We start from the raw sequence: 24,334 nt of genomic DNA, 5'->3' as shown, positions 1-24,334 counted from the left end.
TTTCCGTGCATTGCGGTTCTACTGTGAAGAAAAAATGGCAAGAAGAAGCTGAAATTTTCCGCTTGTCATAAAAGTATGATTAAATGCTGAGCCAAGAAAAGTGCTGTTGATGCGGGAACCTGTCAGGGCCTTGCAAGCACTTTGACCTGATCATGAATGTCAGAAACTAAGACAGCAATCTACACAGTAAAACGTTACGCTCAAACAAGTGACTTTAAGTACCGATCAAATTCTTGCACTCGCGCCTGATGCCAGTTCAGCAAAAGCTGGCAGTGCATTGGCAACAGCCTCCAAATGGAGTAATCTCGGCAATTCCGACATTGCTGTCTGGGGCGAATGCCAGGGTAGTGGCTCCACCCCTTATCGCGCCCAGATAGATTTGCGTGAGCCTGCTTTCAAATGTAGTTGCCCCAGCCGTAAATTCCCTTGCAAGCATGGGCTGGGCCTGTTTTTGCTGTACTCAGGAAAAGCAGAATTATTTGCTGCGACAGCGGCACCGCAATGGAACCTGGACTGGTTGCAAAGCCGCGAAGCCCGCGCCACGAAGAAACAGGAAACAGCAGAAGAAAAGCTGCAAAACCTGACGCCTGAAAAACTTGCACAGCAGGCAGAGCAGGCGCAAAAGCGTGAAGAAAAACGCGAGGCCAAAGTTGCCCGTGGTTTGCAGGAATTGCAGACCTGGCTGGAAGATCTCGCCAGGGAAGGTTTTTCAAGCTTGCGTAATGCCGGTACCGCTCAGTGGGATGCCATCGCAGCACGTATGGTTGATGCACAGATGGCACCGTTGGCTGGCCGTCTGTCACGCGCAGGCAGGCTGGCTTTTCAAACCAGCATCAGCGATTGGGAAGAACAACTGGCACGTGAAATAGCCGCCATTTATCTGCTGATCAGGGCTTATCAAAAGATAGAAAGCCTGACACCCGATTTGCAGGAAGATGTGCGCAGCATGCTGGGCTGGAACCAGAGTCAGGATAGTTTGCTGGCGCAAGCCGGGCAAGTCGATTGCTGGCAGGTAGTGGCGCAGAAAACCCGTGATGACGAGCGTGTGCGTACACGCATCACCTATTTATGCGGTAAGAGCAGCGGGCTGTGGGCAATGTTTTTGCAATATGCCGTTGGTACCCAGGGCTTTGACCGGCCTATCGCCGTCGGTAGTGAATTTGAGGGCGAACTGGTGTTTTATCCGGGGGCAGCTCCTCTGCGTGCCTTGATCAAGGATCAGCGCAATGTCAGCGTCATTAAAGAATATCAATTCCCGGCTACGCAATTTGACGCAGGTATGCAAAGCTATGCCAGGGCAATTGCCGCCAATCCCTTTATCGAACGCCTGCCACTGAGTTTGTCCGGGCTACGCCTGCAACTGGATGGTGAACGCGGGCTTGCCATTTTGCCTGACCAGCAAGCCCTGCACTTGCCAGAAAACTTTGCCTATGGATGGCAATTGCAGGCCGTCAGTGGTGGTCAGCCCATGACATTGGTAGGTGAATGGGATGGCTATTGTTTTACCCCACTCTCGGTACAGACAGATCGGCAATTCTTGAGTCTTGAAAGTGATTGTCTCCTATGACGTCGATGCTTACCGCCAGCATAAAAAAATCTCTGTTGCTGGGCACTTCACGCGCCGGAGCGCAAGCGCAGAATGACTTGCCTGCCGCCTTGCAGGATAGCGTTTTTGCTGATGCAACAAAGCAGGCTGATATGCCCGAATCGGATCTGTGGGAACGCATCGCGGCACTGGACTTATGGACGCGTGCCGGGGCACAGACTTTGGCAATCACCAGCCGCGCCACTGCAATAGCCGCCGATGAAAAACTCCAGCCTTGCCCGCAACAGGCAGAAACAAAATTATCTTTATTATTGCAGGGCACTTATCCCGAACTGCGTTTTGAATGGCTGAGCCTGGCAAGGCAGTATGGCTGTCATTTGCCCTACAAATTTTTACCTGCCATGCTGGAACTTGGGCGCACGCAGCCTGTTTTCCGGCCCTATGTCGCCGCAGTCATGGGCGAGCGTGGCAAATGGCTGGCAAGGCAGAACCCGGCCTGGAACTGGCAGGCAGATACAGAGCTGGTTGAGGATGAGCTATGGGAAACCGGCACGGTGGAGCAAAGGCTGGAGGTATTGCGACTCAGCCGTAGCAAAGACCCGGAACTGGGCCTCACCATGCTGCAGGAAGTCTGGAGTACCGAGCCACCTGAGCATCGCATACGCCTGATACAGTGTTTGAAAGAAAATTTGAGCGTAGCCGATCAGGAATTTCTGGAGCGCGCACTCGACGATAAACGCAAGGAAGTGCGCACAACCGCGCAAACTTTGTTATTGAGCCTGCCAGATTCTTTGCTTGAACTGCGCATGCGCGCCAGACTGGATACTTTGCTGAGCATCAGACCGGACATTACCGGTGATACTGAACTGGTAGTCTGCCTGCCACTCGAACGTGATAAAGCCATGCAGCGTGATGGTGTGGGCAGCACCACTTATCACGGCACAGGTGAAAAAGCTGGCTGGTTGCTGGACATGCTCGCAGCAGTCTCGCCCTTGTACTGGTCAGAAAAATGGCAGCTCAGCCCGGTACAATTATTCGCATTGGCAGCAAAGACAGATTACCAGCAAGTCTTGCTGACTGGCTGGGCGACAGCACTGCAAACCCTGTCTGCCAGACCAGGCATGCAGGATAATACCTCACCGCAGTTTGAAGGCTGGTGTCTGGAATTTAGCCGCCTGAGCATGCACACTGACAGCAAGCACAGGGCGATTCTGTCGCCCTTTGTCCATAAGATACTGGCTAATGTGCAATCCGGTTTTGTATATGAATTCTTCATGGAATTGCTGGCACCAGCTCAGGCTTCATCGAATTTTTCTGTGTGGACCATACTGGAATTATTCCAGCAGGTGGCAGCACAAAAGAGGCGATTGCCTGCTGCCCTGTCGATTGCGATTGTGGCGCATGTACGCAATAAGCTGAATGAGTTGACAGCAGAATTCTGGTCGCTGAAACAAGTGCTGAATACTCTGGCGCTGGTCATTGATCCAGCGCAATTACATGACTATGAACGTGACTGGCCACGAGCGGATCCGCACTGGGATAAATGGCAAACCACAATAGATGATTTTCTCGCATTGCTTCGCTTCCGTAGCGAAATGATGCACACTTTTCTGGAGCAGCAATGAGTACTAATGACAGCATACTTCGCCAACACGCTGAAGAACAATACGCGAATGAACTGGAAGCCCTGGCTGCCGTCGATACGCGCCAGAGGCCACCACGCTGGAAACTGTCGCCCTGGGCTGTTGCCACTTATCTGCTCGGCGGCACGCTGGATAATGGTGTCGTCATTTCTCCCAAGTACATAGGCAATGCCAGGGTCATAGAAATTGCGGTAGCCACACTCGCAACCGACAGGGCGCTGCTATTGCTCGGTGTACCCGGTACGGCAAAATCCTGGGTAGCAGAGCATTTGTCCGCTGCGATCAGCGGTGACTCTACCCTGATCGTACAGGGTACGGCAGGTACCAGTGAAGAGACTGTCCGCTATGGCTGGAATTACGCCCACCTGCTATCGAAAGGGCCATCGTTGGACGCTGTGGTGCCTAGCCCCATCATGCGTGCCATGCGTGATGGCAAGATAGGCAGGGTAGAAGAATTAACGCGTATTCCGACTGAAGTGCAGGATAGCCTGATCACCATACTCTCAGAAAAATCCTTGCCGATTTCTGAATTGAATGAAGAAGTGCAGGCACAAAAAGGCTTTAATATTATCGCTACCGCCAATGACAGGGATCGTGGTGTCAATGAATTGTCGAGTGCGCTCAAGCGCCGCTTCAATACCGTTGTGTTGCCCTTGCCACGCACAGCAGATGAAGAAGTCAATATCGTCGCCACCCGCGTTGCCAGCCTTGGCCGTGCACTGGAATTACCGGGCGAGATCCCGGCGCTGGAAGAGATACGCCGGGTAGTCACCATCTTCCGTGAACTGCGTGATGGCGTCACTGCAGATGGCAAGACCAAGCTCAAAAATTCCAGCGGCAGCTTGAGTGCGGCAGAGGCAATATCCGTAATCGCCAATGGCATGTCACTGGCAGCACATTTTGGTGACGGCACTTTGCGCGGCGCGGATATCGCAGCCAGTATGGTAGGCGCGATAGTCAAAGACCCGGTGCAGGACAAGATCGTCATGCTGGAATATCTGGAAACCGTGGTCAAGGAGCGCGAAGGCTGGAAAGACCTGTATCGTGCCTGCCGCGATGTCATGCATTAAGAAAATGAGTATCAAGAATACGTATAGCAATATCAGCATGGGTGGTGCTTAACGATGAGCACACACCTGTTTGGTATCCGCCATCATGGCCCGGGTTGCGCACGCAGCCTGAAAGAGGCTTTGCACGCCCTGCAGCCGGATTGCATCCTGATAGAAGGCCCGCCGGAGGCGAATGATCTGATTCCCTTTGTTGCCGGTGCAGAAATGCAGCCGCCAGTTGCGCTCTTACTGTATGTGCCGGATGCACCACAAAATGCCGTGTATTACCCTTTTGCCGCATTTTCGCCAGAATGGCAGGCATTGCAATTTGCCGTGGCCGGGAATATCCCTGTGCAGTTCTGTGACTTGCCGCAGGCATTCCGTCTGCTGCCTGCAGAAAAAAGCGAGGCTTCAGAGGAAGATGAAGGCGAAGAAGATGAGAATGAAGAAGAGAATGCAGAAGTAGCGTCCGTTCAGGAGCTGGATCTGCAGGCTCGCCTGGTGCGCGCCGATCCTTTGTTGGTACTGGCACAGGCTGCTGGCTTTGCCGATACAGAAACCTGGTGGGATCATCTGGTAGAGCAGCGCACAGACAGCCTGGATTTGTTTGCCGCAATTGCTGAGATGATGACAGTCGTGCGTACAGAAATCACGCAGGCATCTGATCAACTTCAGGATCAACTTGAAGTACGTCGTGAAGCCTATATGCGGCAAATGCTGCGTCAGGCGGAAAAAGCCGGTTATCAAAAAATTGCCGTTGTTTGTGGCGCGTATCATGTGCCTGCACTGGCCAGGATGCCGACCGCGAAACACGATGCTGACATCCTCAAGGGGCTGGACAAGGTAAAAGTTGCTGCCACCTGGACACCTTGGAGCTATGGCAGGCTGGCATTTGCCAGTGGCTATGGTGCAGGTGTCGAGGCACCTGGCTGGTATCATCATTTATGGCATCAGCCAGAGCAGGCGGTTTTATTCTGGTTGAGTGACGTGGCGAATTTGCTGCGCAAGCATGATCTTGATGCCTCATCGGCCCATATTATTGAGGCCACACGCCTGGCAGATACGCTGGCAGCACTGCGTGACCGTCATCGTCCTGGCCTTGATGAAATCATGGAAGCCACGCGTGCCGTGTTTTGTTATGACAGTGATGCACCGCTGCGCCTGATACGCAGGGAGTTGCTACTCAATGACAGGCTCGGTGCCGTGCCTGCAGATGCACCGAACTTGCCGCTGCCGCAAAACGTCGCCTTGCTGCAAAAGAAATTCCGCATGGCAGTGCGTGCAGACAGCACTGATCTTGAACTGGATTTGCGCGAAGCGGCGCATCTGGAAAAAAGTAATCTGCTCTACCGTCTTTCCCTGCTGGGCATAGACTGGGGCAAGCGCCAGCACTTGCGCGGCAAAACCGGCACCTTTCATGAAGCATGGCGGCTGGAATGGCAACCTGATTTTGCGATCAAGCTCATAGAAGCGAATATCTGGGGCAGCACGCTGGAAACTGCAGCCAGTGCCTATGTCATCGACATGGCAAGACGGGCACAGACTTTGCCGGAACTGACCAAACTGGTAGAACGGGTATTGCTCGCCAATCTCGGCATGGCCCTGCATGACGTCATGCGCAGGCTAGAGGAGGTCAGTGCCCTGACTCCTGATCTTGGCTATATGCTGGCGGCATTGCCAGCGCTGGCGAATGCCATGCGTTATGGCAATGTACGTAATACCGATACAGCGGCAATGGAACTGGTAGTCAGCAAGCTGCTGAGCCGCATCTGTATTGCCCTGCCAGTTGGTGCCAGAGGCCTGGCTGATGAACCTGCAGCACAAATGGTCAAGGACCTCATCGCCGCCGACCAGGCTGTGCGCATGCTGCAGAATGAGGATTACCTGAACAACTGGTTTGCCTCGCTGGTACAGACTGCAAGGCAGGAGAGTTCACATGGCCTGATCGCTGGACGCTGTGCCCGCATACTGACTGAGCAAGGGCAGTGGAGCGAAGAGCAGGCTGGCCAGCAACTGGCGGTACATTGTTCCCATGCGCAGACGCCTCTGCTGACTGCGCACTGGATAGAAGGCTTCTTGCAAGGCAGCGGTGCCTTGCTGATACACAATGACATGCTATGGCAGTTGATCAATTCCTGGATGGCCAGTCTTGGTGCAGAAACCTTTATTGAACTCTTGCCCTTGCTGCGCCGTACCTTCTCCAGTTTTGCCGGACCCGAGCGCTATCAACTCGGTGAGCGCGCTGTCGCCAGCAAGGGCGCAGCAGCAGTGACGCTACATACCGACACTGCGCTTGACCAGAGCAGGGCAAGACTGGTGATACCGGTATTACAGGCTATATTAGGCAAGACTTTGCATGATGATCAGCCGGGAGCAAATGCATGAGTAATGAGCCGAAGTTAACAGAAAATTTAATAGAAAATGCAACAGTAAGTTCAGCAGAAAACCTGCGTCGCTGGCGACTGGTACTGGGCAGCGAGGCTGAGCAAGCTGGCTCAGACCTGTCGCAGCAAGACCTGGCCATAGACCGTGCTTTAAACGCTCTTTATGAGCCGAATGAGCAACAGTCAGGCAAGCGTGCTGGCCTGGGTTCATCCGCGCCCAGCGTCGCACGCTGGCTGGGAGATATCCGTGATTATTTCCCTTCTTCTGTCGTGCAAGTCATGCAGCGGGATGCATTGGATCGCCTGGGTTTGCAGCAAATGCTGCTGGAGCCAGAAATGTTGCAGGCCGTAGAGGCGGATGTGCATCTGGTCGCCACCCTGCTGAGCCTGAACCGTGTCATGCCCAACAAAACCAAGGCGACTGCGCGCCAGGTGGTTGCCAAGGTGGTGCAGGAACTGGAGAAAAAGCTGGGCACGCCATTGCGCCAGGCCGTGGCCGGCAGTCTGCAGCGTGCGGTACGTAACCTGAGGCCACGCCACAACGAGATAGACTGGATGCGTACCATCAAGGCCAATCTCAGGCATTACCAGCATGACTACCAGACCATCATCCCTGAGACGCGCATAGGTTTTGGCCGCAAGGGCCAGTCCTTGCGCGATATCGTCCTGTGCATAGACCAGAGCGGTTCCATGGCACCCTCGGTCGTGTATGCCAGTGTGTTTGGTGCGGTGCTGGCCAGTATCAAATCAGTCAGCACTTCTGTCGTGGTATTCGATACCGTGGTCATGGATTTAAGCCATTTATTGAGTGACCCGGTAGAGGTTTTATTTGGCACGCAACTCGGTGGCGGTACCGATATCAACCGGGCACTGGCTTATTGTCAGGGGCTGGTGCAAAGACCAAGGGAAACCATCTTCGTCCTCATCAGTGATTTGTATGAAGGCGGCAATAACAAGGAAATGCTGCAAAGGGCAGCCAGCATGATACGCAATGGCGTCAGCGTGATTTGCCTGCTGGCACTTGATGATAATGGCGCACCATCCTATGACCACCACAACGCCGCCACACTGACGGCCATGGGGGCGCATTGCTTTGCCTGCACGCCGGATTTATTCCCTGACCTGATGGCAGCCGCCATCAAACGCCAGAACCTGGAGCAATGGGCGGCAGAGGCGGGCATAGTTACTACGCGAGCGGCTTAGGTGTGTTCCGCCATCCAGGCCTTCAAACCATTCACCCATTTTGCAGCCGGTAATTTACAGGCCAGGCGTATTGCCGTTGCGCGTTCATACAAGTCTTCAAAATCGACTGACGGGGCTTGTTTGAAGGCGATGGCCACCGTGTTGGCATCGTGCACCAGTGGCAGCCAGACCACGGCATCAAAAGCCTCTTGCAAGGCAGCAATATTGGCATTGCAGTTGGCGCGGTAATTTTGTGGATTGCCAAACAGGTTCACGGTCAGCATGCCATCATCGCTGAGGCAATTGGCACAGGCCTGGTAGAACGCGGCGCTGCCGAGTGCCGGGGCTTCGGCAGCGGCATCATACAAATCAATTTGCAAGACATCAGCCTGGCCGTGGTTGGCGCTGTTGTTGACATAGTCCAGCGCATTCATGCACAGCACTTGCAGGCGTTCATCGTTGACCGGTAGTTTGAAATGCTGGTGGCAGGTGGCGATGACCTTGGGGTTCAGTTCTATCGCAGTGACCCTGGCCTGTGGAAAATTGCGGTAACAGAACTTGGTCAGCGCGGCTGCACCCAGGCCCAGTTGCACAACGTGCTGCGGTTTATATTTGAACAGCATCCACATCATCATTTGCTGCACATATTCCAGCTCTATCTGGTCAGGCACGGCCATGCGCATGGCACCCTGTATCGCATCAGAAGACAGATGCAGGGTGCGTACACCAAGGTGCTCGGCGATGGTGACCTCGGGCAAGTCCATGGTCGCTGCCTGAGTCGCCTTGTACAGATTAAGAGCAGTCTTTTGCATGCGGAGGAATTAATTACTGGTTTTAGGCCAGGTTTCCAGGCCTTCGATGCGCACCATCTTTTGCCAGCTAGGGCGGGCGATGATCAGTTGCGCGAGTTTGTTCAAGGCTGGCCATTGCGTTGCCGGACGTGGCATATTGCGTGACCAGCGCATCAGCATGGTCAATTGCAAATCTGCGCCGGAAAAAGTCTCGCCGAGCAGATAGGGGCCATTCTTGCTCAGGTGCAGGTCAAGCTGGTCCCAGATGGCTGCGATACGTTTTTGCAAGGCCGCTTTGCTGGCTTCACTATGCTCGGTAAAACCCAGTTCAGCCGGATAAAACCAGGCACGGAATGCCGATTGCAGGCTGCCGCTGATGAAGATGATCCACTGCCGCCACAGATCGCGTTCAACGGTGCCAGCGGCGGGTGCAAGGCCAGCTTCCGGGTGGCGCTCTGCCAGCAGCATCAACAAGGCGGCGGATTCCAGATAAGGGCGGTTATCGATGACCAGGGTAGGCACGACACCATTTGGATTCAGACGCAGATAATCGGGATCTTTTTGCTGGTTTTTTTCTACATCGACGAGTTTCAATTCATGGGCAGCGCCAATTTCCAGTAGTGCCAGATGAACGACCATGCTGGCGGTGCCAGGGCAATAGTAAAGAGTATACATATAGTCCTTGATGAATTTTGAAGTGTAGTTGTGAGGTGTAGTTTTAAGCTGCAGTTGTAAAGTACAGATTTAGCCTGGATGAGTTTGTCCGCAAACAGAGCATTGGCTATTTTTGCTGATGCCTATGCTATTCCATTCCATGCGCAAGGCATCCAGCAACAGCAGGCGGCCTGACAGTGCCTGGCCTATGCCCATGATGACTTTCAGGGCTTCTGCGGCCTGCATGCTGCCTATGATGCCCACCAGCGGTGAAAACACGCCCATGCTGGAACACAGCACTTCTTCAAAAGGCTGGTCGGGTGGGAACAGGCAGGCATAGCAAGGAGATTCTTCATCGCGGCTATCAAACACGCTGATCTGGCCATCAAAACTGATCGCTGCACCAGATACCAGCGGTACTCCAAATTTGACACAGGCAGCATTCACGGCATGGCGGGTAGCGAAATTGTCACAGCAGTCGAGCACGATGCTGACCTGGCTGACCAGTTCTTCCAGGCGTGCATCGGCAGCCCGCTCCTGCAAGGCAATGATGCGTATTTCAGGGTTGATCGCTTCCAGCGTGTGCTTGCCTGAACTGACCTTGGCCATGCCCACGGCTGCCGTGGTGTGCATGATCTGTCTTTGCAGATTGGTCAGATCGACACTGTCATTATCGACCAGGGTGATCGTACCCACACCGGCGCTGGCCAGGTAAAGGGCAGCAGGTGAACCCAGGCCACCGGCACCGATGATGAGTGCATGTGCTTCCGTGATTTTTTGCTGACCCTCTATACCTATCTGGTCCAGCAAGATGTGACGGGAATAGCGTAAGAGTTGCTGATCGTTCATCGTCGTAAAAAAGGCCGCTGTTGGAGTAAGCGGCCTTTTTATGAAGGTTAATTTTAGGGTTTATTTTTTCTTGCTATCTGTTTTGTGCTCGGTCTTGTGGTCGGCTTTGTCAGTTTTGGCTGGCTTGTCAGCTTCCTTGCTGCTGTCTTTGCCTTCCTTGCCTTCTTTATCGATGACCTTGGCTTCAGTGACCTTGACTGGCAAACCTTTCAGGTGGTTCAGGGCCTGGGCCAGCTGGAAGTCTTCGGCACCGCCGTATTCCAGAGGCTTGCTCTTTTTCGCCAGCGCGATCAGGCGTTGCTCTTCTTCGGCTTCATCGACCTTAGGACGGGCGACTTCTTTTTCCTTGTCATTCGTCAGATGTTTTTGCAAGTCAGCTTCACGCGCACGCAAGCCATTGAAACCATCGCCATCTGCTGTTTCTTCGACGTTCAGGTCTGGGACTATGCCTTTGGCCTGGATAGAGCGGCCATTCGGTGTGTAGTAACGTGCCGTGGTCAATTTGACGGCAAAGTCTGGATTGCTGCTATTGAACGGGAAGCGGATGATGGACTGTACCGATCCCTTGCCAAAACTTTGCGTGCCCAGGATGGTTGCACGTTTATAGTCTTGCAAGGCACCCGCCACGATTTCTGAGGCAGATGCAGAGCCGGTGTTGATCAGCACGACCATAGGTACTTTTTTGACGGCTTCCGGCAATTTGCTCAGAGGGTCGCTCAGTGTTGCCCTGTCGTAGTCCTGACGGCGGGCAAAATAAGTTACTTTTTGATCTGCCATCTGGCCATTGGTGGAGACCACCGGCACTTCCTTGGGCAGGAAGGCGGCTGACACGCCGATGGCGCTGTCGAGCACACCACCCGGGTCATTGCGCAAATCGAGTACCAGTCCCTTCAAATTCGGGTCTTGTGCATACAGGCCCTGGATTTTCTTGGACATGTCGTCGGTGGTGGGTACCTGGAACTGGGAAACCCTGATCCATGCATAGCCAGGCTCGACGATTTTTGCCTTGACGCTTTGCTGTTTGATCAGTTCACGGGTAATCGTGACGACGATGGGTTTTTCTTCGCTCTTGCGGTAAATCGTCAGCGTAATCTTGGTATGCGGTTCACCGCGCATTTTCTTGACGGCTTCATCCAGCGTCAGGCCTTTGACCGGTTCAGAATCGAGCTTGGTAATCAAGTCGCCGGATTTCAGATTCGCGCGATAGGCAGGAGAATCCTCAATTGGGGAAATGATTTTCACATAGCCGTCTTCCATGCCGACTTCTATGCCCAGGCCGACAAATTTGCCCTGTGTGCTTTCATTCAGTTCCTTGTAGGCTTTCTTGTCCAGATAGACTGAATGCGGGTCTAGTGAACCGACCATGCCGGAGATGGCATCCTTGATCAGTTTTTTGTCTTCGACTGGCTCGACATAGGCAGATTTGATCAATCCGAATACGTTAGTCAGGTCTTTTAGCTCGTCGAAAGGGAGTGTTTCAGCAGTGCCTTTTTGTGCCACTGCAGAAAACTGCATGGAAACTGCCACGCCCGCAATCATGCCGAGTCCAATTAAACCGAAATTCTTGAATTTGCTGCCCATGATTCACCTAATGCCTATTTAGAGATCCAGTTGAGAGGATCAAATACACGTCCTTGATGACGTACTTCAAAGTATAAACCTGATTCTTCATTACCGCCGCTGTTTCCGGCACTGGCAATGACATCCCCGGTTTTTACCACATCGCCGACATGCTTCAATACTGCCTGATTATTGCCATACAGGCTCCAGTAACTGCCGCCATGATCAACAATCACCATATTTCCATACCCCTTCCACCAGTCAGCAAAAATAACTTTGCCGGGGGCGATGGTCTTGATTTCTGCACCTTCATTCGCCTTGATGAACATGCCTTTCCAGCTGGGACCATCAGCGCGTTTGCTGCCAAACCGGGCAAGAATTTCACCTTTCACCGGCAAGCGTAATTGCCCTTTCAGCTTGTCAAATTCACCTGCTGGTGGGGTCGCCACCTTGGCCTGCCTGGGCGGTTCGTCATCATCAATCGCATTAGGATTGGTGATTTTCGCTGGTTTCTTGCCCTGTGCCGCCTGTCTTGCTCTTTCTTTCTGTGCTGCTGCAATTCTTTCCTGCCGTTGTTTTTCTTCCAATGCCGCTTTGGCTGCATCTGCCTTGGCTTGCTCTTCAATCAGTTTATTTAATTGTGAGACCAGATTGGAGAGTCTTTGTTCATCTTTTTCGAGACTATCAGCCTGTTTTTTTTGTACATATAATTTTTCTGCCAACTGACTTACCAATGTGGCATGTCGTTTTTTCTCTTTTTCCAGCGCCAGCTTGTGACTTTTTTCTTCGTCTGCTATTTCATCAAGTTCTGCCTTGGCTTCTTTCGCTTCTTCGGCATTTTTTTCCACAGCCAGCAGGCTGATGCGCAAACCATCTATCAGTTTGGCCTGGGTCTGCGAGACGTAACTCATGTACTGCAGTTCGCGGTTGATGCGGTTGGGGTTGTCGCCCGACAGCAGCAATTTGATGCGGTCACTGTCGCCGCGCATGTACTGGCGGCGTAAAAAATTCGAGAGTTGTGTTTTTTGTTTTTCAACTTTATCAGCTAGGGCCTGCTGCTGCTCTGTCAGTTGTTTGACTTTGGCCTCAGTCTGGGCTTGTTCTGCCTGCAGGTCGCGCAGCGAACGGTTGGCTTCAGAGATGGATTTTTCTGATTCAGCCAGGGCATCGCTGGCATTGTCCTTGGCAGTCTCGGTTTTATTTATATCGTTTTTCAAGGACTTCAGGCGGTTTTGCAACTCGGCCCGGTCTGCTTCTGCCTTGTTTTTCTGCTGGGCGCGGGCATTGCTGGCGGCCATGGCAGACGATGCTGTGCCTGCCAGAGCCAGGCACAGCAAACTTGCTATTAAAAGCGGTGAAGACTTGGTGTTAAATGGCATTCAATACTTATTATTTGGACTTGCCCTGGCTGGCCACAGCTTGCAAGGCCGCGGCGATGGCTTCCTGGTCACCCAGATAATAATGTTTAATTGGTTTCAGGTCGGCATCAAGCTCATACACCAGTGGCTGGCCATTCGGGATATTCAGGTTGACGATATCGTCGTCGCTGATACCGTCTAGCATCTTGATCAGGGCGCGCAGGCTGTTGCCATGGGCAGAGATCAGGATGCGTTTGCCAGCGCGTATGGCTGGTGCAATGCTGTCGTCCCAGGCTGGCATGACGCGGGCAACCGTGTTTTTCAGGCATTCTGTCAGCGGGATCTGGCTGCGCTCCAGGCCAGCATAGCGCGGGTCATTGAAGGACGTGCGGTCATCATCTTCTGCCAGTGGCAGAGGTGGCGTATCGTAGCTGCGGCGCCATACCAGCACTTGCTCGTCGCCATATTTGGCTGCAGTCTCTGCCTTGTTCAAGCCTTGCAGCGCGCCGTAATGACGTTCATTCAGACGCCAGTCATGGATCACTGGTAACCACATCAAGTCCATTTCATCGAGTGTGCCCCACAGGGTACGGATGGCACGTTTCAATACCGAGGTATAGGCCAGGTCAAAAGTAAAACCGGCTTCTTTCAATAGCTTGCCAGCCTGGGTGGCTTCGGCCACGCCTTTTGCTGTCAGATCGACATCAGTCCAGCCGGTAAAACGGTTGTCCAGATTCCAGGTAGATTCGCCGTGGCGCATTAAAACGATTTTGTACATAGTGTGCGAGAAGTAGGGATGAGTGATTTAGTATGCGATTGCGGCATCTATTTTATAATGACGCGCTTCTGATAACCATTTTTACTACTGGAATCCTGTGAATTTCATTCTTACCAACTACAATTATGTGTGGTTAGCCCTTGCCCTGATCAGCGGCGGTGCATTGTTAATACCTGCTTTACAAAGACGTGGTGCCAAGGTGTCGCATTTTCAAGCCACACAATACATGAATCAGGGCAAGACCCTGGTGCTGGATGTGCGCAGCGCCGAGGAATTTGCTGCCGGACATTTGCCAAATGCCAAACATATCCCACTGCCAGAACTGAATGACCGTCTGAAAGAGATAGAAAAATCAAAAAGCAATGTGGTTATTACTGTGTGTGCTTCAGGTGTGCGCTCGTCCAGTGCCGCTGGTTTGCTCAGCAAAGCCGGTTTTACCCAGGTGTTCAGCCTTGACGGTGGTATAGATTCCTGGAAGTCGCAAGGCTTGCCAACAGTAAAGTAAAGCAGGAGAGCATCATGAAAGCCCATGTAGTCATGTATACCACCGCCGTGTGCCCCTATTGCACGATGGCAGAACGCCTGTTGAAATCCAAGGGTGTCGAGGAAATAGAAAAAATCCGCGTTGATCTGGAACCCGGTGTGCGCGAAGCGATGATGAAGAAGACCGGTCGCCGTACCGTGCCGCAAATCTATGTAGATGAGACCCATGTGGGCGGCTTTGATGACCTGTCTGCACTCGACAGGGCGGGTAAACTTGATCCTTTGCTGAATCCGGTTGATTAAAAGCAGGTTTTTGCCGGATTTTCTACGGGTTTTGCAGCAAAATTGCTGTTTTTGCAGACTACTTGCTACAATAGAGCGCTGCGATCTTGAAATGGCTGGAAACGGCCCTATCTGCCAGACTCGCTGTTCATTATTAATCTTTTAGAATTTTAGAAAGTTTCACATGTCTGACGAAAATCTGCAGCCCGTATTCCAAATTCAACGCGTTTATCTGAAAGATTTGTCGCTTGAACAGCCAAATTCCCCAGCTATTTTCCTGGAACAAGAAGCCCCAGGCATCGAAGTTTCTGTCGACGTAGGCTCTGAAAAACTGGCTGATGGCATCTATGAAGCCACAGTCACAGTGACTGTTACTGCAAAAGTCGGCGAAAAAGTCGCTTTCCTGGTTGAAGGCAAGCAAGCTGGTATTTTCGAAGCGCGCAATATCCCTGAAGATCAACTCGATCCTCTGCTGGGTATCGGCTGCCCTAATATCGTTTATCCGTACCTGCGTTCCAACGTAGCAGATGCGATCACACGTGCTGGCTTCCCTCCTATCCATTTGTCAGAAATCAATTTCGAAGCGTTCTACGCGCAACGTCTGACTCTGGCTGCTGAACAGGCAAATGCCAATACTGAAGCGCCTACGACTATTCAGTAATTTGCTTCATTATTACGGGCCTGATCTGGTTATAGCCAGGTCGGCCTGATGAAAGATATCCATGCGACGCCTGCTGACGCCTTTGCCTTTGCTGTTATTGACACTGCTTGCGAGTAGTGCGGCGCAGGCTTTGGAATTCCGTTCCGTTGGCGCTTCGCCAGTCATCCTGTACGATGCCCCGTCTGCCAAAGGTGCGAAACTGGCAGTGGCCCCGCGTGGCATGCCGCTGGAAGTGGTATTTACTTCTGGCGCATGGAGCAAGGTAAGAGATGTCAGCGGTGAAATGAGCTGGGTTGAATCCAAGGATTTGATCACCCGCCGCAGCCTGGTAGTGCGGGCCGCGAATGCCAAGATCAGGGCAGCAGCAGACGAATCTGCCCCGCTGGTCTTTAGTGCCGACAAGCATGTCTTGCTGGAAATGGCCGAGCCTGCTGCTGGTGGCTGGGTCAAGGTGAAACACCGTGACGGCCAGTTAGGCTTTGTCAAAATCAATGAAGTCTGGGGTCTATAGTGCTATAGTGCCCGGGCTGAATATATAGGCAGATGACAGTTTGCAAAAAAGGACAGCCTGCTGTCCTTTTTTTACATCTGCCCCGGTTATTAAAATAAGCAGGAGTCAGGGACAAGCATGAATATCAGCGTATTGGGCGCAGGTGCCTGGGGCACGGCCATGGCAATTGCCTTTGCTGCAAAAAACAATGTTTTGCTGTGGGGGCGTAATCAGGCTGCAATGTCTGCCATGCAGACAGACAGGCAAAATAGTGATTATTTAAGTGGCTTCCCTTTTCCTGATAACTTGCAGGTGACCGCAGACTTTGCCGCTGCCATGGCACATGCCGCTGGCGCTGATGCTGATGGCTTGCTGGTGATTGCCACCTCAGTCTCTGGCTTGCGTCCTACGCTGGAAGCTTGCCGGGCTTACCAGCCAAAAAACATTATCTGGCTATGCAAGGGTTTTGAAGAATCCACGCAACTCTTGCCGCATCAGGTGGCAGAACAGGTACTGGGACAGGGCGTGGCTTTCGGTGCCTTGTCTGGCCCTTCATTTGCGCAAGAAGTCGCCAAGGGCCTGCCCTGTGCATTGACGATCGCTTCCAAGTCGAAAGACCTCAGTCAGTTGGTGGTACAAGCCCTTCATGTGAATGCCATGCGGGTCTATTCCAGTGATGATGTGGTTGGCGTGGAAGTCGGTGGTGCAGTCAAAAATATCCTGGCGATTGCGACTGGTGTGGCCGATGGCCTGGGCTTGGGCCTGAATGCGCGGGCTGCCCTGATTACCCGCGGTTTGGCAGAAATCAGCCGCCTTGGTGTTGCCCTTGGTGGCCGTTCAGAAACTCTGATGGGGCTGACTGGCGTAGGTGATTTGATCTTGACCTGTACCGGTGATTTATCCCGTAACCGCAAGGTAGGGCTGGCGCTGGCACAGGGTAAATCCCTGGATATCATCGTACAGGAACTGGGTCACGTCGCTGAAGGCGTGCGTTGTGCACAGGCAGTACGTTCGCTGGCACAAGGTCTGGGCATACAGATGCCAATTACCGATGCCGTAGCTGGCGTACTGTTTGACGGGATTTCATTGCAAGAGATGATCGGCCGCTTGCTGGCCAGAGATGCAAAACAGGAAACACATTAGGGAACGTATTAGAACAGCTTAATAGCGCCGCCGGTACGCGGGCGAATGCAGGACGCGGGTGATGACAGTTTCAGGCACATGGTGCCTGCGCAAAAAGTGCACGGCCTTGGCCAGCCCCAGTACTTCAAGATAATGGATGCCGAGATCGACCATGAAGCGCGTCATCACATCACGCCTGCGCAAAGGCTGCTTGTGCATGTGTAGCATTTTCCGGCGTCTGCACCCTGCCATGATGCCATCTCCCTGGGTCTTCTGAGTTTTGCTCAGTTTCAATAAACTCAGTGTAGAGCGACAAAGACCGGGCAAAGACAGGAATTAGGCAGTTTTGACATAGCTTAACAAAAAAGACCATGGCTAGCATGGTCTTTGTCTGCCCTTTGCCACATTCTGGCTGATTCCTCAGGGCACTGGTATTGCTATTATCTTAAATCTGTCGCTGCTGTAAAGATGGCGAGCAGGTTCTCCAGACCCAACTGGTCTTCTGCATCGAAGCGTTTCAGGCGCGGGCTGTCGATATCAAACACGCCATAAATCTCACCATCCTTGATCAAAGGGATGACTATTTCAGAGTTGGATGCTGAATCACAGGCGATGTGACCGGGGAATGCATGCACGTCTTCTACCAGCACGGTACGTCGTTCTGCTGCCGCCGTTCCGCATACTCCACGTTTGAAAGGGATGCGGGTGCAGGCAACCTTGCCCTGGAAGGGGCCTAGCAGTAAATCATTGGGGAATTCTGCATCCGGCTTGCTGGCTGGCGCGCACAGGTAAAAACCTGCCCAGTTCAAGTCACTGATGCTGCTGTAGATGAAGGCAGAAAACTGCGCTGCATTGGTGATCAGATTGCGTTCACCCTCAAGTACGCTGGCCAACTGGCGCGCCAGCATGGGGTAATCGGGTTTATCGCTGGCGGCAGGGGTATCAAACATGGGCGTTCCTGAAGAGTGTTTAATTTTCTTCCTGACTGTCCGTTTTTTTGGCGGCAGTAGCAGGTGAAGATAGGGGCTTGGGTTTTCTTTTCGCAATCAGGTAATCAGGCAAGACTTTCCTTGCCTGATTAGCCCTGCCTTTGGCCGGGATTTGAGACGGCTCAACGCGAAACTGCATGCGTTGTCTTGTCGCCAGCGCCTTGTTAGCCATCTTGAATCCCGGATTGCAAATGTAAATTCAAATTACAGCACGTAGCGTGACAGATCTTCATTCACCGACAAGGCCTCCAGACGTTCATTGACGTAGGCAGCATCGATGGTGACTGTCTTGCCACTATTCTGGTGAGCATCGAAAGAAATTTCTTCCAGCAGCTTTTCCATGACGGTATACAGACGGCGGGCACCGATATTTTCTGTTGTTTCATTGACTGAATAAGCGATGCCAGCCAGGCGCTCAACGCCTTCAGGCGTGAAGTCTATCTGCACGTCTTCGGTTGCCAGCAAGGCTTGGTATTGACGTGTCAGGCAGGCATCGGTGCCTGTCAGGATACGTTCAAAATCAGCGATGGACAAAGATTCCAGTTCCACGCGGATAGGGAAACGGCCCTGCAACTCAGGTATCAGATCAGACGGCTTGGCCAGATGGAAGGCACCAGACGCAATGAACAGGATATGGTCAGTCTTGACCATGCCATACTTGGTATTGACGGTCGTACCTTCTACCAGTGGCAGCAAGTCACGCTGCACGCCAGCGCGTGAGACTTCTGCGCCGCCAGTTTCTGAGCGTGAAGCGATCTTGTCGATTTCATCGAGAAAGACGATGCCGTTCTGCTCTACATTGCGAATCGCATCCTGCTTCAGTTCTTCTTCATTGACGAGCTTGCCTGCTTCTTCTTCTATCAGCAGCTTCATCGCTTCCTTGATTTTGAGCTTGCGCGACTTCTTGCGGCCATTGCCCATGCCGGAGAACATGGTCTTGATCTGTTCGGTCATTTCTTCCATGCCCGGCGGTGCCATGATTTCCATATGGGTCACGCCTTCAGCCACTTCGATTTCAATTTCCTTGTCATCGAGTGCACCTTCACGCAGGCGCTTGCGGAAAGTCTGGCGCGTTGTATTGTCAGCCGGTGCCGCCTCGGTTTCACTAGGATGGAAACCAAAGTCGCGCGCTGGTGGCAAAAGGATATCGAGTACGCGGTCTTCTGCTGCATCTTCAGCACGGGCACGTACTTTGCGGGTAGCTGTCTCGCGGGTTTGCTTGATGCCGATATCGACGAGGTCGCGGATGATGGTATCGACATCACGGCCTACATAACCAACTTCAGTGAATTTGGTCGCTTCTATCTTGATGAAGGGTGCATCCGCCAGTTTGGCCAGGCGACGGGCAATCTCGGTTTTACCTACGCCTGTAGGGCCTATCATCAGGATATTCTTGGGTGTGATTTCATGGCGCAGTGGCTCTTGCACCTGTTGACGGCGCCAGCGGTTACGCAGGGCAATCGCAACGGCGCGCTTGGCCTTGGACTGGCCAACCACATGCTTGTCAAGTTCAGAGACGATCTCTTGCGGGGTCATGTTCATTGCATATTCCAATTCATTCCAGTGTTTCTATGGTGTGCGACAAGTTGGTATATATGCACAACTCGCCAGCAATAGTCAGGGATTTTTTGACGATATCAACAGGCGACAGGTCGGTATTCTCAAACAGGGCAATCGCAGCGGACTGGGCAAAGGTGCCGCCCGAGCCTATCGCACCTATGCCCTGGTTAGGTTCCAGCACATCACCATTACCGGTAATCACCAGTGTCGTATCCTTGTCAGCTACCAGCAACATGGCTTCCAGGCGGCGCAGCATGCGGTCGGTACGCCAGTCCTTGGCCAGTTCTACCGATGCGCGCATCAGGTGGCCCTGGTGTTTTTCCAGCTTGGATTCAAAACGTTCTATCAGGGTGAAAGCGTCTGCCGTGCCGCCAGCAAAACCAGCCAGCACCTTGTTGTGGTACAGCTTGCGCACCTTGCGGGCAGTGCCCTTCATGACGATATTGCCCAGCGTTACCTGACCGTCGCCGCCCAGGGCAACCAGGTTGCCGCGTCGCACCGTCAAAATCGTGGTGCCGTGAAATTGTTCCATATGAACCTCAAAAAATAGTGCCATTCCTGCACGCGAACATGGGTCATGAACGGGCAGTATAAGCAGGCCAGATTGCCTGATTTGTAGAAAATGGGGTGTTTTTTCTGAATTGCAAGCGTGAACAAAGCGGGTACATATCACCATCAGAATGATGACAAAAGGCCACCTTGCTAAAGTTTAGTGCTTGCGGGGGATAATGCTGGCGATGTTTTTCAGGCCCATGGCATTGAACAGCATCATGACCAAGTAATTGACGCCTTCAAAGCGTATATTCATGCCGGCTTTGCTGGCGATAGGTGCCAGGCCATTCAATAATTGCGCAGAGGCACCAAATTCCACACGTTCCAGACGGGTGCAATCAAGGATCAGCGGGTTGTGCTGTTCTGCCTGCATGGCAATATTGGAAATCAGGAATTCTGTTTTGCCTTCAACCACTTTTGGCATCATGTAGCGGTCGGATGCTTCTTCCTGTGCCGGGGTTTCAGGCAGGGCACTGGTGATATTATTCTTTGGTGCTTCAAACGAAGGCGGCGACACTTCAAAAGTAATACAGTAATCCATACTGACTTCTTCGAAGGCTTGCTCGAAATGCAGCAATTGCAAAATTTCCAGCAATAACAGCCATGGCGCTTCGGTCTCATCGCGGCGGCCTACCAGCAAGATGCTGCGGATTTTATCTGCCAGGTCTTTGGCACCCACCAGCAACAAATCATGGCCGGATTTTTTCAAACCCTTGAGTGCGCGCAATAACAGGCCGCAACCTATGGGATCGACTTCCTTGACGCGGGAAAAGTCCAGGCGCAGGCTTTTGCTCTTGCCTGCCGCTATCTGCAGTTTTTCCAGTGATTTGATGGTGCTGCTATCGAGCTTGGCCGGGAAGCTGACATTTGCTACCGTGGTATCGCCCTGTGACTCGGCATCATTGTCATTGCCAGCCTGGTTCTCGGGCCACAAAGGGGGCGAGGTCTCAAACTTGTTGGCGTAATCAAGCGACAGGCTTTCAAACTTGTGCTGGTCGTTCGTGATGCGGTACAGGTCAAACAGCATTTGCCAGCCGATTTCGGTGGCACCACCGAGTTCATGGTTATGGACGGCAGACGCCAGCATCTGTTCAGCGACTTCATTCTGGCCACTGGCAAACAGGATGGCTGCTTCTTCGAGTACCGGCACGGTTTCGCTGTAGGCGAGGGCAGAGGCCGACATTTCCGAGTTTTGCCCTAACAGATAATCTGTAGGCATCATCATCGGCAACGTGGTCTGGAATTCTACCGGCGGCGCTTTTCTTTCCAGCGGCTGGGTGGGGGCACCCAAATCGGTTTTGGTGATGGTCGGCGGACGGGTCTTGACGATGTCACGCGACATTTCAAATTCTATGGCGTCAATTTTTCTCTCGGTAGCACGGGCGATATGGCGCTGAGCAATAATCGAATTGCTAAAGACCTCACTGTCCTGGAAACCGCCAATGACGGTATTACCATTCTTGGAGCGCGTCTTTCTCGAAGAAGATTTCTCGGTGGAGCGATCTTCTTGCTTGACACCTTTTTTACCGAAAAGAGAAAAAATCCCCACTTTGTTCCCAAATAAGAATAGAAGCGCTGACCACCCGGTAGCGAATTTGACGAGTGCTTAGTATATTCTGATTTCCGTTCCAATGGTTGACTGGGCTCAACTACTCCAGGCAGTTTTTCTTCAAATGTTCTTTTAATTGCTACGCAAGATCGGTGAAAACCTTGCAAAAAAGCAGCTTTTTTGCAGGAAATGGGGGCGGATGCCGCCTCCCATACCTACAGCTTATGAATTAATAACCTAAACGTCAATTACATCTGCTTACATTTTTCTTGCAATTCTTAGCTGATTTTTTAACATTAAAAGCTGACACGCAGTCCCGCCAGCACATTTCTGCCGGGCTGAGGCAGGGTTTCTTTCAAAACTGAAGTAGAAAGACGGATATCCTGGTTCAGCAAATTCTTCGCCATCAGAAACCAGGTCAGCTGCATATTCTGGTAAGGATGGGTATAAGTCAGACTGGCATCGACCTTGGTATACGCCGGTGTAACAAAACCTTCAAAACTGGCCAACCTGTCCTGACGCAAGGCATGCAGGACATCCACGCCAGCACGCCATGCACCAGTGCGGTAACCGAGATCAAAACCGGCACGTGTAGCTGGTTGTAATGGCAGGTTGCCCATATTGTCGAGGCTGCCACGCGAATAATCGGCAAAAGCGCGGCCCGACCAGCCTTCGCCCAGCAAGTTGTAACTGATCTCGGCTTCACCGCCACGTATGGTGGCAGATGCCTGCGACCAGTTGCGCAAGGTAAATTCTGCGTCAGCATCAGGGATGCCTGCTTCATCCACCTTGATGCCATTGGTATGGCCATAGATGTAATTATTGACCTTGTTCAGGAAGGCATTGATCTTCCAGCGCAGCACGCCATGGGTTTTTTGTATGCTGAACTCCAGATTGCGCGAGGCCTCTTTTTTCATGTCGGCGTTGCCGATATCAAAAGTGGCAGTCGATTCATGTGGCCCGGCGGAATACAATTCTTCTGTCGCCGGGGCACGTTGCGCCCATGACAGGCTCAGGCCCGCACCATAAGATTTGTCGAATTGCCACAAGCCACCAACAGAAGCCGAGAATAAATTGAATTCACGCGCCTTCAGGCCTGTACTTGCATCCGGTGTGCGCTTCACATTTTCAAAGCGCATACCTGTGCTGGCCATGACATCGGCAATCTGCTTTTGCTCGACAAAGAACAGGGCAACTGAATTGGACTTGGTACTTGGCACCGTATCGGCGCGGCCAGTCGTGGCAGACAAGGCAGAGAATTTCACCTGCTCAGTCTGCAGGCCCCAGCTACCCTGCCAGCCCGCCCAGGATGGGTGGGACAGCAAAATGCGGCTTTCCAGCATCTGGTTCTTGAAGTCGGTGACGGGTGTGCCGTCCTCGGCTTTTTCTGTGTGCTTATAGTCGGTGGCACTAAATTTGTATTTGAGCGTATCGAAACCGCTCAATGGCGAATTGAGCAAACCATCAATGTCGAGGCGGTTTTGCTTCAAGTCGATGAAGGAGCGTTCTGCCGTTGGTATGCCGTAATGGTCATTCAGGGTTTGGACTGCGGCACCGACATAACCCCAGGACTGTATGACAGACGCACCCAAAGCCAGTGAAGATTCACGGGTGAAGCTGGATGGCACTCGGCCACTGCCTGAGCCCGGGTCGCTCAAAGAGATATTGCCCGGTATTTTATAGTTGCCCGTTTCACGGCTGGCACCGTCTGCATGCAGGCCGATCACGCCGCTGGAACCATCCAGCGAGAATGACAGGCTCTTTTCCGAATTGACACTGCCGAAGCGAACTTCGCCTTCACCTGTCATTTTCCTGTTCAGGATAGTTGGTATGCGGTTGTCGATGACATTCACCAGGCCACCAATCGCACCACTGCCGTACAGCAAGGCAGCAGGGCCGCGCAAGACTTCTATCTGCTGGGCAGTCGCGCTTTCGCTGGCGACCGCATGATCATTCGACAAGCTCGATACGTCAGCCACACCCATGCCATTTTGCAGGATCTTGACACGTGGGCCTTCCAGGCCACGGATGATGGGGCGGGAGGCACCGGCACCAAACCCGGATGCAGATACGCCGAGTTCAGCCCCCAGGGTGTCTCCGAGTGAAGTGCCAACCTTGGCCCTGAGCTCTGGGCCTGACAATATCTTGGCTGGAGTGAGCACTTGCATATTCTCGTCAGAGCTGATCGGGTTGGAAGTGACGGTAACTGTATTGATGGTGCCAGATGCGGAGTCGCTGGTGGGGCTTGTCTGGGCATATGCCTGAGAGGCGGGTGTCAGTACAGGCGTCAAAAGTGCCAGCACTGCGCTGGTGATCAGAGTGCGTTGAAAAACCATGTTATTTCCTGTTTGCGATATAAAAAACAAAGAGCAGCGATATTCCAGACGCCAAAAGCATCTGGAAAACCGGATAGCCAGATGCACAGTTCAGTCCGTTCTGGCGCTGGTCAGGCAAACAGGGAAGGCGGGGCGCGCGAAGAAAAAGAGACTTGGAGCAGGGCATGCCAGCTCAGCATCGCAGGGCTGGGGCCAAGGACAGCCTTACCAGCCAGCAGCTCTATGGCATCTGGTATATGTTGCAGGAATTCAGCGGCACTGACGGCATCGTACAAGGCGCAGGAGTGCAGGGTGTTGCCATTCTCATCCTGGCTGCCGGACTGGAAAAGGAAGGTCCCCAGTTGTGCAGTTTGTGGCAAGACACCAGTAACTACCTGGCTGCTGGCACCGCCCGCATGCGAGATACGATGTGCCAGCCCCAGCCATTGCGTAAATAACAGCGCAGGCAGCAGAACACACAGCAACCATCGTTTGCTGTTTTTCATACTGTTCTGGGTGGGGCGTAACATCTTGGGA

24 protein-coding genes are annotated in these 24,334 nt (G+C 52.7%); 10 read left to right on the top strand and 14 right to left on the bottom strand.

From position 1 onward, the window contains the following. Positions 1-208: 208 nt before the first annotated feature. The 5 genes from UNDYM_RS26100 to UNDYM_RS26080 are packed head-to-tail and all read left to right on the top strand — an operon-like array spanning position 209 to position 7,825. Positions 209-1,567 carry an SWIM zinc finger family protein gene (locus UNDYM_RS26100; protein WP_162043751.1) on the top strand — a complete coding sequence of 453 codons (1,359 nt, stop codon included), beginning with the start codon at positions 209-211 and terminating at the stop codon, positions 1,565-1,567. Continuing rightward, entirely contained in the window at positions 1,564-3,171 is a 1,608-nt protein-coding gene (locus UNDYM_RS26095; protein ID WP_162043750.1) for a DUF5691 domain-containing protein, read from the top strand. Before UNDYM_RS26100 ends, UNDYM_RS26095 begins: the two co-directional genes overlap by 4 nt. Continuing rightward, a complete protein-coding gene (locus tag UNDYM_RS26090) occupies positions 3,168-4,259 on the top strand; it encodes an AAA family ATPase (RefSeq protein ID WP_162043749.1) in 1,092 nt (363 codons plus the stop codon). Before UNDYM_RS26095 ends, UNDYM_RS26090 begins: the two co-directional genes overlap by 4 nt. 54 nt (positions 4,260-4,313) lie before the next feature. Next, on the top strand, positions 4,314-6,623 hold the full coding sequence (locus UNDYM_RS26085; protein WP_162043748.1) for a DUF5682 family protein: 2,310 nt from the start codon (positions 4,314-4,316) through the stop codon (positions 6,621-6,623). Further along, complete coding sequence (locus UNDYM_RS26080; protein WP_162043747.1) at positions 6,620-7,825, top strand: VWA domain-containing protein; 1,206 nt, start codon at positions 6,620-6,622, stop codon at positions 7,823-7,825. The genes UNDYM_RS26085 and UNDYM_RS26080 overlap by 4 nt, the downstream gene beginning before the upstream one ends. On the opposite strand, the gene UNDYM_RS26075 is transcribed toward UNDYM_RS26080, so the two are convergent. From UNDYM_RS26075 to gpmA, 6 genes are all read right to left on the bottom strand, one after another. Next, on the bottom strand, positions 7,822-8,616 hold the full coding sequence (locus UNDYM_RS26075) for a spermidine synthase (protein ID WP_232063598.1): 795 nt from the start codon (positions 8,614-8,616) through the stop codon (positions 7,822-7,824). The genes UNDYM_RS26080 and UNDYM_RS26075 overlap by 4 nt on opposite strands. Positions 8,617-8,625: 9 nt before the next feature. After that, positions 8,626-9,270, bottom strand: a complete 645-nt coding sequence (locus UNDYM_RS26070; RefSeq protein ID WP_162043746.1) for a glutathione S-transferase family protein — start codon at positions 9,268-9,270, stop codon at positions 8,626-8,628. A 69-nt stretch (positions 9,271-9,339) separates the two neighbouring features. Then, complete coding sequence (locus UNDYM_RS26065; protein ID WP_162043745.1) at positions 9,340-10,098, bottom strand: HesA/MoeB/ThiF family protein; 759 nt, start codon at positions 10,096-10,098, stop codon at positions 9,340-9,342. A gap of 60 nt (positions 10,099-10,158) precedes the next feature. Continuing rightward, the gene (locus UNDYM_RS26060) at positions 10,159-11,679 is read right to left on the bottom strand and encodes a S41 family peptidase (RefSeq protein WP_162043744.1); all 1,521 of its coding nucleotides are present in this window, start codon (positions 11,677-11,679) and stop codon (positions 10,159-10,161) included. A 14-nt stretch (positions 11,680-11,693) separates the two neighbouring features. After that, complete coding sequence (locus UNDYM_RS26055; RefSeq protein ID WP_162043743.1) at positions 11,694-13,037, bottom strand: murein hydrolase activator EnvC; 1,344 nt, start codon at positions 13,035-13,037, stop codon at positions 11,694-11,696. Between the two features lie 10 nt (positions 13,038-13,047). Then, complete coding sequence (gene gpmA / locus UNDYM_RS26050) at positions 13,048-13,794, bottom strand: 2,3-diphosphoglycerate-dependent phosphoglycerate mutase (RefSeq protein WP_162043742.1); 747 nt, start codon at positions 13,792-13,794, stop codon at positions 13,048-13,050. Between the two features lie 97 nt (positions 13,795-13,891). On the opposite strand from gpmA, the gene UNDYM_RS26045 reads away from it, so the two are divergent. The 5 genes from UNDYM_RS26045 to UNDYM_RS26025 all read left to right on the top strand — a co-directional run bounded on the left by UNDYM_RS26045 (position 13,892) and on the right by UNDYM_RS26025 (position 16,853). Beyond that, on the top strand, positions 13,892-14,299 hold the full coding sequence (locus tag UNDYM_RS26045) for a rhodanese-like domain-containing protein (protein ID WP_162043741.1): 408 nt from the start codon (positions 13,892-13,894) through the stop codon (positions 14,297-14,299). Between the two features lie 14 nt (positions 14,300-14,313). Then, complete coding sequence (gene grxC, locus UNDYM_RS26040; protein WP_162043740.1) at positions 14,314-14,580, top strand: glutaredoxin 3; 267 nt, start codon at positions 14,314-14,316, stop codon at positions 14,578-14,580. Between the two features lie 163 nt (positions 14,581-14,743). Further along, positions 14,744-15,220: a protein-export chaperone SecB gene (secB, locus tag UNDYM_RS26035; protein WP_162043739.1), complete on the top strand. Its 477-nt coding sequence runs from the start codon at positions 14,744-14,746 to the stop codon at positions 15,218-15,220. 61 nt (positions 15,221-15,281) lie between these two features. Beyond that, positions 15,282-15,731, top strand: a complete 450-nt coding sequence (locus UNDYM_RS26030) for an SH3 domain-containing protein (protein WP_162043738.1) — start codon at positions 15,282-15,284, stop codon at positions 15,729-15,731. 117 nt (positions 15,732-15,848) lie between these two features. Beyond that, positions 15,849-16,853: an NAD(P)H-dependent glycerol-3-phosphate dehydrogenase gene (locus UNDYM_RS26025; RefSeq protein WP_162043737.1), complete on the top strand. Its 1,005-nt coding sequence runs from the start codon at positions 15,849-15,851 to the stop codon at positions 16,851-16,853. An 18-nt stretch (positions 16,854-16,871) separates the two neighbouring features. On the opposite strand, the gene UNDYM_RS26020 is transcribed toward UNDYM_RS26025, so the two are convergent. From UNDYM_RS26020 to UNDYM_RS25985, 8 genes are all read right to left on the bottom strand, one after another. After that, positions 16,872-17,051, bottom strand: a complete 180-nt coding sequence (locus UNDYM_RS26020; protein ID WP_162043736.1) for a hypothetical protein — start codon at positions 17,049-17,051, stop codon at positions 16,872-16,874. Between the two features lie 221 nt (positions 17,052-17,272). Continuing rightward, positions 17,273-17,782 (bottom strand): GAF domain-containing protein, encoded by a 510-nt coding sequence (locus UNDYM_RS26015; RefSeq protein WP_162043735.1) that lies wholly within the window; start codon positions 17,780-17,782, stop codon positions 17,273-17,275. 19 nt (positions 17,783-17,801) lie between these two features. Beyond that, complete coding sequence (locus UNDYM_RS26010) at positions 17,802-17,993, bottom strand: hypothetical protein (protein ID WP_162039170.1); 192 nt, start codon at positions 17,991-17,993, stop codon at positions 17,802-17,804. Positions 17,994-18,025: 32 nt separating this feature from the next. Continuing rightward, positions 18,026-19,363: an ATP-dependent protease ATPase subunit HslU gene (hslU, locus tag UNDYM_RS26005; RefSeq protein WP_162043734.1), complete on the bottom strand. Its 1,338-nt coding sequence runs from the start codon at positions 19,361-19,363 to the stop codon at positions 18,026-18,028. Between the two features lie 13 nt (positions 19,364-19,376). Beyond that, complete coding sequence (hslV, locus tag UNDYM_RS26000) at positions 19,377-19,913, bottom strand: ATP-dependent protease subunit HslV (RefSeq protein WP_162043733.1); 537 nt, start codon at positions 19,911-19,913, stop codon at positions 19,377-19,379. Positions 19,914-20,090: 177 nt separating this feature from the next. Then, the gene (locus UNDYM_RS25995; RefSeq protein ID WP_162043732.1) at positions 20,091-21,482 is read right to left on the bottom strand and encodes a hypothetical protein; all 1,392 of its coding nucleotides are present in this window, start codon (positions 21,480-21,482) and stop codon (positions 20,091-20,093) included. A gap of 296 nt (positions 21,483-21,778) precedes the next feature. After that, a complete protein-coding gene (locus tag UNDYM_RS25990) occupies positions 21,779-23,818 on the bottom strand; it encodes a TonB-dependent receptor (protein WP_162043731.1) in 2,040 nt (679 codons plus the stop codon). A gap of 110 nt (positions 23,819-23,928) precedes the next feature. Further along, positions 23,929-24,303 (bottom strand): hypothetical protein, encoded by a 375-nt coding sequence (locus tag UNDYM_RS25985; RefSeq protein ID WP_162043730.1) that lies wholly within the window; start codon positions 24,301-24,303, stop codon positions 23,929-23,931. Positions 24,304-24,334 lie beyond the last annotated feature (31 nt).

The sequence above is a fragment of the Undibacterium sp. YM2 genome, from assembly GCF_009937975.1.
GTDB lineage: Bacteria > Pseudomonadota > Gammaproteobacteria > Burkholderiales > Burkholderiaceae_D > Undibacterium.
The sequence above is the reverse complement of the archived record's forward strand: the minus strand, read 5'-3'. Positions and strand labels throughout refer to the sequence as shown.